Source organism: Clostridium ragsdalei P11, from assembly GCF_001675165.1.
Classification (GTDB): Bacteria; Bacillota; Clostridia; order Clostridiales; family Clostridiaceae; genus Clostridium_B; species Clostridium_B ragsdalei.
This window is the reverse complement of record NZ_LROS01000020.1, coordinates 41,594-57,565: the sequence shown is the minus strand read 5'-3', so window position 1 is coordinate 57,565 and position 15,972 is coordinate 41,594. Positions and strand designations below refer to the sequence as shown.

The 15,972-nt window shown below is 32.6% G+C and carries 13 protein-coding genes, 4 tRNA genes, 2 rRNA genes and 1 other annotated feature; all 19 genes read left to right on the top strand.

Annotated elements, in window-relative coordinates:
- Positions 1-113: ribosomal RNA gene (locus tag CLRAG_RS09980) — 23S ribosomal RNA — on the top strand; the annotation flags it as partial.
- Between the two features lie 112 nt (positions 114-225).
- A 5S ribosomal RNA gene (rrf, locus tag CLRAG_RS09975) occupies positions 226-342 on the top strand.
- 5 nt (positions 343-347) lie between these two features.
- Positions 348-424 (top strand) — tRNA-Ile (locus CLRAG_RS09970).
- Positions 425-516: 92 nt separating this feature from the next.
- Positions 517-1,020 carry an HDIG domain-containing metalloprotein gene (locus CLRAG_RS09965; protein ID WP_065078302.1) on the top strand — a complete coding sequence of 168 codons (504 nt, stop codon included), beginning with the start codon at positions 517-519 and terminating at the stop codon, positions 1,018-1,020.
- A 111-nt stretch (positions 1,021-1,131) separates the two neighbouring features.
- Entirely contained in the window at positions 1,132-1,647 is a 516-nt protein-coding gene (locus CLRAG_RS09960) for a transcription repressor NadR (protein ID WP_065078301.1), read from the top strand.
- Between the two features lie 45 nt (positions 1,648-1,692).
- Positions 1,693-4,410, top strand: coding sequence for a UPF0182 family protein (locus CLRAG_RS09955; protein ID WP_065078300.1), 2,718 nt, complete (start codon positions 1,693-1,695; stop codon positions 4,408-4,410).
- A 76-nt stretch (positions 4,411-4,486) separates the two neighbouring features.
- A complete protein-coding gene (locus CLRAG_RS09950; protein WP_065078299.1) occupies positions 4,487-5,878 on the top strand; it encodes an NAD(P)/FAD-dependent oxidoreductase in 1,392 nt (463 codons plus the stop codon).
- Positions 5,879-5,893: 15 nt separating this feature from the next.
- Entirely contained in the window at positions 5,894-6,244 is a 351-nt protein-coding gene (locus tag CLRAG_RS09945; RefSeq protein WP_065078298.1) for a DUF1667 domain-containing protein, read from the top strand.
- Between the two features lie 68 nt (positions 6,245-6,312).
- Positions 6,313-6,510 (top strand) — a binding site (T-box leader).
- 66 nt (positions 6,511-6,576) lie between these two features.
- Positions 6,577-7,857, top strand: a complete 1,281-nt coding sequence (gene serS / locus CLRAG_RS09940; RefSeq protein ID WP_065078297.1) for a serine--tRNA ligase — start codon at positions 6,577-6,579, stop codon at positions 7,855-7,857.
- A 257-nt stretch (positions 7,858-8,114) separates the two neighbouring features.
- A tRNA-Ser gene (locus CLRAG_RS09935) sits at positions 8,115-8,205 on the top strand.
- Between the two features lie 29 nt (positions 8,206-8,234).
- Positions 8,235-8,325: transfer RNA gene (locus CLRAG_RS09930), tRNA-Ser, on the top strand.
- Positions 8,326-8,488: 163 nt separating this feature from the next.
- A tRNA-Arg gene (locus CLRAG_RS09925) sits at positions 8,489-8,565 on the top strand.
- A 382-nt stretch (positions 8,566-8,947) separates the two neighbouring features.
- Positions 8,948-9,931 (top strand): YdcF family protein, encoded by a 984-nt coding sequence (locus CLRAG_RS09920; protein ID WP_065078296.1) that lies wholly within the window; start codon positions 8,948-8,950, stop codon positions 9,929-9,931.
- 176 nt (positions 9,932-10,107) lie between these two features.
- A complete protein-coding gene (locus tag CLRAG_RS09915) occupies positions 10,108-10,986 on the top strand; it encodes an ATP-binding cassette domain-containing protein (protein ID WP_065078295.1) in 879 nt (292 codons plus the stop codon).
- Positions 10,987-13,239 carry a gluzincin family metallopeptidase gene (locus CLRAG_RS09910; protein ID WP_065078294.1) on the top strand — a complete coding sequence of 751 codons (2,253 nt, stop codon included), beginning with the start codon at positions 10,987-10,989 and terminating at the stop codon, positions 13,237-13,239.
- Positions 13,230-13,964 carry a hypothetical protein gene (locus CLRAG_RS09905; RefSeq protein ID WP_065078293.1) on the top strand — a complete coding sequence of 245 codons (735 nt, stop codon included), beginning with the start codon at positions 13,230-13,232 and terminating at the stop codon, positions 13,962-13,964. The genes CLRAG_RS09910 and CLRAG_RS09905 overlap by 10 nt, the downstream gene beginning before the upstream one ends.
- Before the next feature lie 101 nt (positions 13,965-14,065).
- A complete protein-coding gene (locus CLRAG_RS09900; RefSeq protein ID WP_065078292.1) occupies positions 14,066-14,260 on the top strand; it encodes a helix-turn-helix domain-containing protein in 195 nt (64 codons plus the stop codon).
- The gene (locus CLRAG_RS09895) at positions 14,257-14,943 is read left to right on the top strand and encodes a response regulator transcription factor (RefSeq protein WP_065078291.1); all 687 of its coding nucleotides are present in this window, start codon (positions 14,257-14,259) and stop codon (positions 14,941-14,943) included. Before CLRAG_RS09900 ends, CLRAG_RS09895 begins: the two co-directional genes overlap by 4 nt.
- A complete protein-coding gene (locus tag CLRAG_RS09890; RefSeq protein ID WP_065078290.1) occupies positions 14,930-15,919 on the top strand; it encodes a sensor histidine kinase in 990 nt (329 codons plus the stop codon). The genes CLRAG_RS09895 and CLRAG_RS09890 overlap by 14 nt, the downstream gene beginning before the upstream one ends.
- The last annotated feature ends 53 nt before the right edge of the window (positions 15,920-15,972 follow it).

Genomic DNA, 15,972 nt, shown 5'->3' with positions numbered 1-15,972 from the left:
TCCCATAGCGTAAGCTAGTAAGACCCCTCGAAGAACACGAGGAGATAGGTCAGAGGTGTAAGCAGGGCAACTTGTTAAGCTGACTGATACTAATAGGTCGAGGGCTTGACCAAATAAAAACGAAAGAAAAAAATTTACTGTGCAATTTTGAGAGGACAGAGTAATTTGAACTCTTAAAAGATAATAGAAAAGAAAATTGATAGAAATAGCAATTTTCGATAATAATCTGGTGGTAATGACGTGAAGGTAACACCCCTTTCCATACCGAACAGGAAGGTTAAGCTTCACAGTGCCGATGGTACTGCAGGGGAGGCCCTGTGGGAGAATAGGTCGCTGCCAGGTAATAAGGATCTTTAGCTCAGTTGGTTAGAGCAACCGGCTCATAACCGGTGGGTCCGGGGTTCGAGTCCCTGAAGGTCCACCATGAAAAGAACTACATAGTTTTATGTAGTTCTTTTATTTTTTGCCCGTATTATGGTACACTTTAAATAGTGTATTAGTTGGAGGAGATTTATATTGATATTTTATAGAATAAAGCAATTTTATTGGGCATTAACTTCTAGAATTAATGAACAGGATAGTAGGTTTATAAAAAATATTTTAAGTATAGAAGAATTAAAATTATTTAATAAACTGTCCATAAATGAACAAAAGCATTGCGTAAAAGTAGCATATGATGTAGAGCGTATTTGTAATAGTAAGCCAGGTACAGTAGATGAGAAATTGCTTCTAAAGGCTGCTCTTTTACATGATATAGGTAAGATAGATAGAAAGCTAAATCTAATAGACAAATCATTTATAGTATCAATGGATAGGATTTCAAAAGGGAAATTAAGAAAATTTTCTCAAAAGCCAAAGATAAATGTATATTACAATCATAGTAAAATAGGAGTAGAGCTATTAAAAAAGATAGAGTATAATGAAAAATTATTTTATTTGATAGAAAATCATCATAATAACGATACTCATAATAATAATTTGGAGTTAAAGATATTAAAGTATTGCGATAAAAGAAATTAAAATTATAAGTTAAATTTTTTTAATTTATAAGTATTTTAGTATTTTATGTGTATAAATTTATTCCAATTTTTATGATATAATTAATGTATAAGTGTATTAGTGGAGGTTAAGATGGATTCAAAAAAAAGAAGAATATATATTAAAGAAATTCTTGAAAAAAATGACGAACCTCAAAAGGGTCATATTTTGGCAGAAAAGTTAGGGGTTACTAGACAAATAATAGTTAAAGATATAGCAATTTTAAGGGCAGAAGGTAAAGATATAATAGCAACCCCAGATGGTTATCTGATTCCAAAAGCAGAAAAAAATTTAATTAAGGCTGTAATAGCAGTTTCACACGAAACAAGTGAAATAGAGGATGAACTTAAAACTATAGTTAAATTTGGGGGTAAAGTACAGGATGTAATAGTAGAACATCCCCTTTATGGTGAAATAAAAAGTATGCTTATGATAAAAAATTTATATGATGTTGAAAATTTTATAAATAAAATAGAACAGTATAAAGCAGAACCACTATTAATATTAACAGGAGGTGTGCATTTACATACTATAGTTGCAGAAAACGATGACATAATTAAGAATATAAAAAGGGAATTGAAAGAGAAAAAGTATATGATTTCTGATTGATCCATAGCTAAAATTTTTTATATTTATAAAAGAGGTGGTTGTATTATGAAGAGGAAAATGGCAATAGGTATTTTTATTTTAGTTTTAGTATTGTGTATTTCATTTTTAAATAATATCGTAAATTTCGTAATAAATATACAGTGGTATAAACAAGTAGGATACTTATCTGTTTATTTTACTAAACTTGTAGCGGTATGTAAGCTTATGATACCTTTATTTATTATAAGCTTTGTAGGAATATGGTTATATTATAAAAGTCTAAGGATAAGCATTATAAAGTATAGAAAAGTTGTTGAGGTAAAAAGTAGTAAAGTTAAAATTGAGAGAAAAATAGTTTTTTTTATTGATTTGATTGTGTCTTTTTTAGCTTCTTATGTATTTGCATCAGCTTATTGGTATAGAATTTTACAATTCACAAATTCAGTATCTTTCAATAAAAAAGACCCAATTTTAAATTTAGATATTTCTTTTTATATATTTAAATTACCGCTTATACAATCTATATATAGTGCACTTGTAAGCCTATTTATTTTATTAGGATTGATAACTCTTTTTACATACTTTATATTAAGTATGAAGGATAGATTTGTATCACGAAATTTTAAGAAAAATTTTGGTAAAATAAATATATTAGATAGTGGGCTTACTAGATTTGCAGGAAAACAATTGGCAGTTTTAGCTGCTCTTATAATATTGTGTATATCAATAGGGTATATTTTAAAGTGTATTAACCTTGTTTATAGCCAAAATGGAGTAGCATTTGGCGCAAGTTATACAGATGCTCATGTAAGTTTGTTGTTCTATAAAATTATTGCAGTAGCATCTTTTATTGCTGCTATAGTTATATTTATTAGTATAATTAGAGTTAAAATTAAACCTATAGTGGCATCTATAGTTGTAATAATAGTTTTAATTATAAGTGGAAATCTAATGGCTTTTGTGGTTCAAAATTTTGTGGTTAAATCCAATCAAAAAACTTTAGAAAGTCCATATATAAAATATAATATAGATTATACCCGTAGTGCATTTAATATTGATAATGTGGATACTAGGTCTTTTCAAGTCAAGGATGATTTAACTTCAAAGGATATAGAAAATAATATGGATACGATAAATAATATAAGGATAAATTCTTTTGATCCTACACTTGAATTTTATAATCAAGTCCAAATTATAAGATATTATTATAACTTTAATAATATTGATATAGACAGATACAATATAAATGGAAAATTTAATCAAGTTTTTGTAGGTGCGAGAGAAATAAACAGCAAGGCAATAGATCCAAATACATGGCAAAATAGACATCTTATATATACCCATGGTTATGGAATAGTTATGAATAAAGTTAATTCGGTAACTTCAGAAGGACAGCCTAACTTTGTCATAAAGGATATGCCACCTAACAATTCCACTGATATAAAAATTCAAAATCCAAGAATATATTTTGGTGAAAAAACGGATAACTATGCAGTAGTTAATACTAAAATAGGTGAATTTGATTATCCTAAAGGAAGTAATAATGCAACTAATATTTATAATGGAACAGATGGAATAAAATTAGGATTTCTAAATAGATTATTATTTGCAATAAATCAGAAGGATTTAAATTTCTTATTATCCAGGGATATATCAAAAGAAAGTAAGATATTGATAAATAGGAATATAGTTGATAGAGTCAATAAAATAGCACCTTTTTTAAACTATGACTCAGATCCCTATATAGTTGCAAGTGGAGGAAAGTTATATTGGATATTAGATGGATACACTGTTTCAAATAGATATCCTTTTTCACAACCTCAGAACGATGTAAATTATATGAGAAATTCTGTGAAGGTTACTATAGATGCTTTAAATGGAGACGTAAATTTTTATATAGTGGATAAAACTGATCCTATAATAAAAAGCTATGCAAAAATATTTCCTAACTTATTTAAAAATATGAATCAACTATCACCTGATATAGTTAAGCATTTTAAATATCCAAAAGATTTGTTTAATATTCAATGTAGTGTACTTGGGAAATATCATGTAACAGATCCAGGAGTATTTTATAGTGGAGAAGATTTATGGGAAGTAGCTAAGAACCAAAAACAGGTTAGTGGCGAAAAGAATCTAATGGAGTCTCCTTATGTTGTTATGAAACTTCCAGGTGCTAATAAGGAAGAAATGATATTGCTGCAATATTTTAATATGAGAGATAAGGACAATATGGTAGCTTTATTTGGAGCTAGGATGGATGGAAAAAACTATGGAAAGATGATTCTATATAAATTCCCTCCAGAGAAGACGATATATAGTCCATACTTATTTAAACAAAAATTAAATCAGGATACGACTATATCTACTCAACTGTCACTTTGGAATAAAGATGGGTCTAAGGTTCAATTTGGTGATACCATGATAGTTCCTATAAATAATTCTTTGGTTTATATAGAACCTATGTATCTTAGAGCTAGTGGCAAAGATAGTATACCAGAGATGAAAAGAGTCGTAGTATCTTATGGTGATAAAATAATATTAGCTGAAAGCATAGATGATGCTTTGCAGCAGATATTTAACTATAAGCAAAATAATCAATCACAAGGAAATAGTGCTGCTCAAAGTCAGCTGGTGCCTACTAATAACGACAATCAGGAAAAGATAAAGCAGGCTAAGAGTTTGTATGAGAATGCATTAAATGCACAAAAAAATGGTGATTGGTCAGGATATGGAGATAATATTAAAAAACTTGGAGATATATTGAATTCACTAAGTAAATAGAATTTAATACAAAGTAGTAGAAACAGGGCTATTTTTAGATTATTAAAATAAAGATTTCTTTGAAGGGGAGATTAACATGGATTATGATGTGCTTATATTAGGAGGGGGAATAATAGGATGTGCAGTTTCCTATGAACTTTCAAAGTATAATTTAAATATAGCATTGATTGAAAAAGATTATGATATTGCTAATGATGTAGCACCTATAGATTATTCTATAGTGTATGATGGATTGGAATGTGAAGATATATCATTATCAAAACTTGAATTTGCTGGCAGTAAGATTATGTCTGATTTGGCATCTAAGTTTAATATTTTCTTTGAGAAGAAGGGATACTTACTGTTAGCAGATACTAAAGAAGGTGAGAAAAAGCTAATTTGTATGTATAATAAAGCTTTGAATAGGGGCATGGAAAACATACAGCTGTTAGATGGAGAAGAAGTACAGATGATAGAACCAAATTTGGGGAAAAATATAAAAAAAGCTATTTATTCTAAAAATACGGGGATTATATCACCTTATGATTTAGCTATTTCTTATGGTGAAATTGCTTGTGACAATGGGGTCAATTTTAAGTTAGGGGAAGAAGTTTTGGATATAGAAAGTATATCCAAAGGTTTTAAGGTAGTGACCAATAAAAATAAATTTACGTGTAATATGGTACTAAATACGACCCCAGGTAAAAATTATAGTATAGATAGAGAAAATAAGGTAAATCAAAATGTAAAATATTTAGAATATTTTTCCGTAGAAAAAAAATTAAGCAAACCCTATAATAATATAATTTCTACAATAGGGGAGGGGGATAATAAAACATGTATTATCCCTGGAAAAGAAAATAAATTGTTAGTAGGATTAAAGAATAGTGAAAAAATAAATTGTGAAGAGGGACTACAAAAAATAAGTGGTTTTATAAAAGATTTATCACAGGAAAATATTAATGATTTTTATAATTCACATTTTTATGATGATTTTTTAATTATAGACGATAGTTTAATTGATGAAGATTATATTAAAATAATAGGAAAACATTATGGGCAGGTTACAATGACACCTGCAATTGCAAATATAGTGTGCAAGACAGTAGTAAACAAACTAAATTGCCGCTTGAAAAAGGATTTTGTGGATAAGAGGAGGGAATTTTACAAATTTAGAGAACTTTCTAATGAGGAAAGAAAAAAAATAATAAAGCTAAATAGGAAATATGGTAAGGTGATATGTTATTGTAATAAGGTAACAGAGGGTGAAATAATAGATGCCATAAGTAGACCATTAGGGGCACGTACTATAGAAGGTATAAAGAGAAGGACAGGTGCAACTTTTGGAGATTGTAGAGGAACAAGGTGCCTTTATGAAGTGGCGTCAATTCTTGCAAGGGAGACTAATAAAAAAATGACTGATGTAGTTAAAGATTCTAAAAATTCCAATATCATGGTAGGTAGAATAAAGGAGTTTGATAAAATGTAATTGGGGGAGTTAGAATTGATAAAGGAGAGAACAGGTACTAAATTGGATAGGCAATGTATAGCTAGTAAAGATAGAGAGGATATTGATGAAAGTTTATATAGCGGAGAAGAAAATTTGAAATTAAAAGAAGATAATAAGTGTGATATATTTACTACTATAGTTAGAATAAAAGGGTGTAATTGCAACGTAGTATCAGTAAAGAGCTCTAAGCCACTAGATAAAAGCTTGTGGCTTGAATGCTCAAAAGTTTTAGCTAGAATACATGTTGGGGCACCTATAAAAATTGGAGATATAATTTGCAAAAATATACTAAATACGAAGGTGGACATAATTTGTACTAAAAATGTTAATAAAATTACAAAATAATTTCAAATTTACCTTTATTATTTTTAATATCTTGGTTATAATAAGTAGTGGATATATATTTAATTAAAAATTAACTGATGAAGAGGTTAGTAGCTTTAAAGTGATTTAAGAGAGTCAGTGTCTTGGTGTAAGCTGATATCATAATATTGTGAATCCACCTTGGAAGTACTGATAAAACAGTTCGGTAATACCGTTATAAATTAGAGAGAATTAGCATTAATTTGTTAATTAAATAGGGTGGCAACACGGAGTCTTTCGTCCCTTTGGGGTACGTAAAGGCTCTTTTTATATTATAGGAAACTATATAGATGATTAGGGAGGATTTATAAAATATGTTAGATTTAAAAAGAATAAGAAACAATCCAGAGGAAGTAAAAAAACAACTTTCAAATAGAGGAGAAGATTTTGATCCAGCAACTATCGATGAAGTAATAGCTTTGGATGAGAAGAGAAGAAAAATTCTAGTTGAAGTAGAAGCTTTAAAGAATAAAAGAAATCAAGATTCAGCTCAGATAGCTAAAATGAAAAGAAATGGTGAAAATGCAGATGATTTAGTTGCTGAAATGAAACATGTATCAGATAACATAAAACAGTATGATACTGAATTATCAGAATTAAATGGGAAGATAGAGTACATAATGCTTAGGATACCTAATATCCCTAATCCTGCAGTTCCAGAAGGAAAATCAGACGAAGATAATGTAGAAATTAGAAAATGGTCAGAGCCTACTAAGTTTGATTTTAAACCTAAAGCTCATTGGGATATAGGTACAGATCTTGATATACTTGACTTTGAAAGAGGTGGAAAGGTGTCAGGCTCTAGATTTACATTTTACAAGGGGTTAGGAGCTAAACTTGAAAGAGCTATAATAACTTATTATTTGGATTTTCATACAGAAAAGCATGGATATACAGAAATATTACCTCCTTATATGGTAAATAGGACTAGTATGACTGGTACAGGTCAGCTTCCTAAATTTGAAGAGGATGCTTTTAGAATATCAAATAATGATTACTTTTTAATTCCAACTGCAGAAGTACCAGTAACTAATTTTCATAGAGATGAGGTTTTAAAGGGAGAAGATTTGCCATTGAAATATGTCGCATATAGTGCATGTTTTAGAGCAGAAGCAGGATCAGCAGGAAGAGATACAAGAGGAATAATAAGACAACATCAATTTAACAAAGTTGAGATGGTTAAATTCACAAGACCTGAAGAATCTTATGATGAGCTTGAAAAACTTACTAATGATGCGGAAGATGTACTTAAAGGACTGAAAATTCCATATAGAGTAGTTAGAATATGTAAGGGAGACCTGGGCTTTACTGCAGCACTTAAGTATGATATAGAGGTTTGGATGCCAAGTTACAATAGATATGTAGAAATATCAAGCTGTAGTAATTTTGAGGATTTCCAAGCAAGACGTGCTAATATAAAATATAAGGAAACTCCAAAAGACAAACCAAGGTATGTACATACTTTAAATGGATCAGGAGTTGCTATAGGTAGAACAGTTGCAGCTATCTTAGAAAATTATCAGCAAGAAGATGGAAGTGTTATAATTCCTGAAATATTAAGACCATATATGGGTGGAAAAGAAGTAATAAAATAAAATTATCTTATAAAATACAATATCTTTAAAATAAGATATTGTGAGAGTATTTTGGGCATATTGAGAGATATAATGAAGTAATTCATTATATCTCCTTTAGTATACTAAATACAGAGAAAATTACATGAATTGTCAGGCTTATTTTAGATAAAAAGTAGTTATATTGAATTTTTTATATAAAAATTCAATATAAAAGATAAAAAAATGTTGACATATATATAGACTGTTGTTATAATAATACTTGTCATGTTGGTCTAGGAAAGATGGTCGAGTTGGTTTAAGGCACCGGTCTTGAAAACCGGCGTACGGGTGACCGTACCAAGGGTTCGAATCCCTTTCTTTCCGCCATATAATAATTATATTTAAACGTAGGGCATGGAGAAATACTCAAGTGGCTGAAGAGGCGCCCCTGCTAAGGGCGTAGATCGGGTAACCGGTGCGAGGGTTCAAATCCCTCTTTCTCCGCCATTATACTTTTAGTAATGGCTTAAATATAGTTACTCAAGGAAGTTATCCAGTAAAATGGTTACTTCTTTTTTTATTTACTAAGATAGGTATATAAATTTTAACTTGATATAGTAAATAGACTTGATTTTAATTGGTATTTGTGTTAATATAACACTGTTAATTTGCGTCAGTAGCTCAGTTGGATAGAGCAGTTGGCTACGAACCAGCGTGCCGGGGGTTCGACTCCTCTCTGACGCACCATAATCCATTCCAAACACTGATTTTCAGTGTTTTTTATTTTATCTAAAATTATAGTTTTTAATCTATTTTCCCCTAAAAGTGACAAATATGTCATCTAAAAGTCACACAGATGTAAGTTGAAGGTTCTATTATATAGGTAAGCCACAAGAAAGGAACCTTAAATAATAGAATTTTTAAAAGTTGAAAATCTATGTAATGTATATGGCAAGGGCAGTATGTATATGCCTAAAGCAATGAAAAATAAAATATTATTGACGCGCTTCGGGATGACATGTAAATCAAAACTGATATTAATTTAATACAAAAAATTCAAAAAACATCTGAATTCAAATTATCCTAATGGCAATTTGAACGCAACTTATATTGAGAAGAGGTGGTCTGAATGTCTTTAATGATGCCTGGTTGTATTTTAATGCTCATCCTTGTTATAAGTATGCTGTATGAACCAAGAAGTTTCTGGAATGCACTGCTGCTGATGATGGCAATTGGTATTTTTCTTCTTGGATTTGGCTCTGCACCGGGAATCCGGGGAATGATTCTTGGAATTTTGATGCTGCTGCTTATACCATTGATTTTTCTTGTTACTGCAATCTTTTTCATTGTGAATGGTTTGGAGATGATGAAAAAAGAGGGAAGGCGTTTGCAGAATGTTCTATCTTTATTGACGGGAATAGTCATGATCGTGGGAAGTATGGTAACCATTGCTGGAATATATTTTCTTCAGGATGCTTCTGTTATGAGAACGATATTCTCACTGGTGTTGATTTTGGAGTTCTATATTGCTTTTACGTTTGTTTCACTGTTGATCTATTCGCTAATTTATACATGCTTACCTAAAAGACTGAATTGTGATTATATTATTGTTCATGGATGTGGTCTCATAGGCGGAGAAAGAGTATCTCCGCTGCTGAAGGGCAGAGTTGACAAAGCGGTTCGTATTTACCATAAATGCAGGCAGCATACTAAGATTGTTGTATCAGGCGGTAAGGGCGCCGATGAGAAGATATCGGAAGCGGCAGCAATGAAAAATTATCTTGTAGAAACTGGATTTCCAGAAGAGGATATTATTCTAGAGAAACAGTCTAAGACTACCTTTGAAAATCTCAAAAATGTCAGAGATATGCTGGATGTGAATGGTGTGAAGCACCGCTATATATTTGTGACGAACAATTATCATGTTTTTCGAACAAGTCTCTATGCAAAACAGCTGAAGATAAAGGCAAGCGGTGTTGGATGTGGAACGGCAACATATTACTGGCCAAGCGCCTTTATACGCGAATATATAGCCATTATGTTCAGGTATAAATGGATATTTGAAGCGATTGTACTGTTGTGGGGGATAGCAGTTGCCAAAATTTATTCTTGATGATAATTGAACAATAGATGTAAATATTCAGTCACTTCTGTAAGAGCTTCAAAATACTTGAAGGTCTTTTCCATTTGTTTCCCAAAGTGACGAATCTCTCACCTGAAAGTCACAGAGATGTAAGTTGAAGGCTCTATTATATAGGTAAAAGATGAAAAAGGAGTGTAACAGCATCTATGAAAATCAGTATTAAAAACGTGAGTATGACATACAAAACAGGAAAAAAGGCACTAACCAATATGAATTTAGAAGTGAACAGCCCAAATTTTATAGGACTTTTGGGTCCCAATGGTGCTGGAAAAAGTACCTTTATGAAACTATTGATATCGAAGATAATACCGACGGCCGGCGAAATAATTGTTGATGGTAAGCCAATCCAAAAGTACGAAAAAGAACTCAGAAAGCAGCTCGGGTATTTGCCGCAAAGCTTTGGTTTATATGACGAATTAACAGTTTATGAGTTTTTGGATTACATGTGTGCATTAAAAGAAATTAAAAACAACGTGAAAGGTATTATTCGGCAAGCTATTGAAAGGACTGATTTGCAAGAAAAAAGAAATTTCAAAATTAAAACTCTTTCAGGGGGTCAGAGGCAGCGTGTTGGTATAGCACAAGTATTACTTGGAAATCCTGAACTTATAATTTTAGATGAACCTACAGTTGGACTTGATCCAGAAGAAAGAATTAATTTCAGAAATGTATTTTCACAGACTGCAAATGACAAGATAGTGTTACTTTCTACTCACATCATCGATGATATACAAGCCATTTGCAATAGAATTATAATCATTAATAACGGTACGATTTTATTTGATGGAACTTCGCCGGATTTAATAAAAGCTGTACACGGACATGTTGGTTTTGTTGAGGAAAAAGATAACGAGACTTTAGAAAAAAGAATTGGAGGTAAGTACAAAATCACATCTAAGTTGTTTACTGGTAATGGCATCTCCTGTCGTGTTATCGGCAAAGAAATAGAAAGCTCTATTGCACTTATAGAGCCTACCTTGGAAGATGCATACACATATGTCATACACAATGGGGGTGTCCATTAAATGAGAAATGTATTTTTTGATTATGAAACAAAGCGGATTCTGAAGTCCAGGTTTACTCAAATAATAATCTTACTTGTGTCAGTTTTTCCTTTGATTGGTGCACTACTCTCAACCTACATTAGCGAAGATATTAGCAGTATGATATTTGGAATAAATAGCTCTACTCTTTTATCTCAAACGATACTTTTCCCCGCAAAGGCAGGAGCAGTACTTTCAACTCTTGCTTTTACGACACTAACAGTTTTTGAGTTTGACAAAATACTTAGGTTTAGAGTTAATTATATAATTGAACCAATATCAAGTTCTATAAAGATACATTTAACCAAAATTACAGGCTTAATGTGTGCCGGTCTTATTTCAACAGTGGGTTCAATGATAATTATGATTCCTCACTATATATTTAACGTGGGCAGTCTAACCAATTTTAGTTATTTTCTGCTCAGTTATACCTTAATAATTTTTGGCTCGATTGTGCTAACAATTCTTATGACCGCAGGATTTTATCTTATATTTAGGAATGTCAATATAACCTGCATTATTATGCTTTTAGCGGTACTTTTTAGTTTTTTAACAGGAAATATCAATTATCAATATATGTGGGTTCAGACAGGTGCTAGTGGACTTTCCGAAAATTTCGGAAGCGGGAATATCGTTTTGGGAATGCTCTGGAATAGGCTCTTTGGGTTATCAGTATCTATGTCCATATTTTTATTCGGAATGCTAAGCGATAGATGTTATGAAAAAGGATTATTTAAATCTATCTTAAAAAACTGTAAAAAATATAAGCTCATACCAATTTGCTTTTTGGTTTCTCTTTTTGGAGTATTTTTTGTTTTTCAAAATGAACCGATTTTCAAACCAATTTCGCTTACGGATGTGGTGTCAGTATTGATTAATGGTAAAAAAGAAACGCCTGTAAACGTAAGTGTCATAGGAACTTCAAATATGTTTGTAGATCTTAAGATAGAAAAAGATAAAAATTGTGCTAGCGGAGCTTATTGTCAGGAACTGCAAAACGGCACTGATAAGCCTCAAAATGTATATTTTGAATTAGCAGACGGTTACCATATTAGTGAAATCAAGTTAGGCAACAAGGACATAAGCTGTACACAGGTTTCGCCCAAGATTTTGAGCAGTGCAAAACTTAACAACGTTTTTGAAATAAGCATTCCAAGAAACACTAAAACTAAATTAAGCATAAGGTATTCAGGTATACCGAAAGCCAAAAGTACAGCTAAAGATTTTTCCCAAGGAATTAGCAAAAATTATGTAAGGTTAAATGGCACCACGGGCGTTGCTCCTGTTGTTTGTATTGAACAAAATGATAGGATTATTGAAGGAACAATAAAAATGGACTCAAAGTTTACAGTCATAACTCAGGGAGAAAAAAATCGCAAGATTTCTGAGCAGGATGGTTTTACTACTTGGAGTTTTTCTTGGGATAAATTAAGTGACCTATCTTTGACAGCCGGACGATATGGAATATTTGAAAGAAATGTAAGGGGCACAAATGTGGAGTTTTTCTATCCATTGGCTGCAAGAAAAGAATTTGAATCCAGAGGAAATGATACGCTTGATATATTCTCATTCTTTTCGGAAAAATTTGGACCACTAGGCAAAGATAGTCTCAAAGTAGTTGTAACATCAGGAGTACAGGGCAAAGGTGGATTTCAAAACGGAAATATCTCTTATGTTTCAGAAGATTGTTTAAAGAAAAAATCCAATGTGGATTCATCGATAGCATCTTCTTCTGACACTTTTGCTTTGCTCACGCATGAAATTGCTCATCAATGGTGGGGAACTGGAATAAATGTATCTAATGCAAACAGCCATAATCAAATAGATAAAAATCACGATGAATGGTCAGATGAAGCTTTTGCGGATTTTAGTACTTATTTATTCTTGAAAAACAAATTTGGAAAAGCCTATGCAGAAAATTTGTTGTTGAAAAAATGGGAAGAATCAACAAATGAATTAAATCGAAACTTTTATCGAAGAAATCCTGAATACATGAACAAGTTATCAATGATTCCAAAGTATTATGTTTCATTATTTTTAAGAGGTGGTGAAATTTATGGCTTGGGACCACTCACAGTTTACAATGTTTATAAGCACATAGGTGAAGACAATTATTTTAATTCTATGAAAGTTATTTACAAAGAATATTATGGCAAAAAGGATAAAAAACTGTCTTTTTCTGATTTTTTAAATATTAGTGGTATTACACAAGGAGGCAGCCGTCAATGGATGTAAAAATTCTTAAATACGAACTGAAAAGAATAATTTTTTCAAAGATATTTGTGATAACTTTCATAATTGCACTTTTCTTTTCAGTGATTGACCTTTATACAGAAATAATACAAGGTGTTTCTGGTACGGCACCTTTTTCTAAATGGAGTTATTGTAAGTTTTTGTGTGGCATAAATACGATTATGTTATTAATTTTAATGCTTTCGTGTACAGGACTTTTTTCTAGAAATGAACAAAGAGTAAGAGAAATTACTTCATGTACATCTTTACCACAGAAAAAGTATCTGGCTATAAAAAGTTTTGCCCTGTTTATTTCTTACTTAATTATTGCGGTATGCTGTATTTTGATAAGTTTGGTGTTTTACAAGATAACTTTTAATTTTACAGATTTTCAAAACTTTTTATTACCGATCTTAATAATACTACTTCCTACTTTTGTGTTTGTTTTTGGAACAAGTATGTTTTTAGGCAGCAAAAGGCAAACTTTGCTTTATTCTTGGATTCCAATTGTTTTGATTTTGTCACTTATGAGTTTTAATAGCACACCTTTTATTGATATTTTCGCCAAAGGGTATGTGACTTATATGCCTACAGTTCTACCAGTTGATAGTCTCGGTGAACCTGTTTTTAGATTGTCTTTAGATTTTATAATGAGTAGACTTACATTTATTCTAGTAGGAATGGTTTTATATGTGCTTTCATTTAAGAAGCTTTCTGGAAAACCTTAAAAAGTCAGTATGTATGCAGCCAAAATAGTTTTAATGTTATTTATACTCAGCTTGTATATTTCTTTTAAAGGAAATATAATAAAATTATGGAGGTGCTATGCGTGGATTATATAACAACAAAAGAAGCATCTAAAAATTGGAAAATTACAGACAGAATGGTAGTGTATTATTGCTCTGCTGGACGGATTAAAGGAGCTGAAAAAATGGGAAATACATGGCTTCTTCCTGCTCACGCTGAAAAACCGGCTGACGGACGATATAGGAATAGTAAAGTAAAGGGTGGCGAAAATAAATGAAACGGATATTTTTGGTTGAGGACGATAATACAATTGCCAGAAACCTTGTGCTTTTGCTTCGCTCAGAAGGGTTTACAGTCACTCACGCCCCTACGCATAGTGATGCCATTGCCATGCTTGCTGGGAATAAATTTGACCTAGCACTTGTAGATATTTCTTTGCCTGACGGAAATGGCTTTACAGTTTGCACGGAAATCAAAGAAGTGCAGGATGTTCCCGTTATCTTCCTGACGGCTTCCGGCGATGAGGCGAGTGTTGTTACTGGGCTTAACATGGGCGCAGACGACTATATTACCAAGCCTTTTCGTCCGCGCGAACTGATAGCACGAATTAGAACCGCCCTGCGAAAAAGCGGATGTTCTCCATCAGCTTTTGAAATCCATGGGCTTCATGTCGATATGGCAAGCGGTGTTGTAAAAAAGGACGGTAGCGAAGTTTTTCTTTCAGCTTTAGAATATCGCTTACTTCTGGTGTTTATTAATAACCCCAAAAGTATTATCACGAGAAGCAAGCTGCTTGACGAATTGTGGGACGCTGCGGGCGAGTTTGTCAATGACAATACATTGACCGTGTACATTAAACGTCTGCGTGAGAAGATAGAGAACAACCCAGCAAGCCCGCAAATAATTCTGACAGTTCGTGGGACTGGATATAGATTGGGGGATGGGTATGTTTCGGAATAGAGAATTTAGAAAGTTTGCTATTTTGTTCTTCTTAATAGCCGCAGCCGCTGTTACGTTGGGATTTGCAATTAATGTGGCAGCTGGAATTCTTGCCATTGCTTCTGCTTCAGCCTTTGGAATAGCGTTTTTTGCATTTACCAAAGCCCGATATAAAAGCATTGCCCAAATTTCAGATCAAATCGATATTGTGCTTCATAATGCTGATCATCTGTATATTTGTGAATTAGATGAGGGCGAACTTTCCATTCTGCAAAGCGAGATAACAAAAATGACGCTGCGTATTCGAGAGCAAAATGATGCACTGAAAAAAGAAAAAGAACATCTTGCTGATTCGCTGGCCGACATAGCTCATCAACTCCGCACCCCTCTCACATCCGTAAACCTCATTTTATCATTATTAGAGAATAACCCTGACGAAAATGAACGGAAAGCATTGATACGGGAAACAAAGGAATTGTTTGTGCAGATGGATTGGCTGCTTACTTCCCTTCTCAAATTATCCCGCCTGGATGCAGGCATTGTGGTTTTTAAATGTGAACAGGTAGATGTGAATACTTTGATAAGTGCTGCGATTCACCCGCTTTTGATCCAAATGGAACTGCACGATATTGATTTGCAAATAGACGTGCCGAAAGGGATAATAATTCAGGGCGATTTTGGTTGGCTTTCGGAAGCAATTCAAAACATCATCAAAAATTGTATGGAAAGTGCAGGCGATGACGGGAAGATTGAGATTGTCTGCACGGACAACCCATTGTTTACCGAGATTACCATCCACGACAGCGGTGCAGGCTTTGAAAAAGGAGATTTACCCTGCCTGTTTGACAGATTCTATCGTGGGAAAAACTCAAGTGCCACAGGATACGGGATTGGACTCGCTCTCTGCAAGATGATTATAACACGTCAGAGCGGGACGATTACCGCCAAAAATCACCCACAGGGCGGCGCCATGTTTGACCTTCGTTTCCCAAAGTGACGAATCTCTCACCTTAAAGTCACAGAGATGTAAGTTGAAAGTTCTATTATATA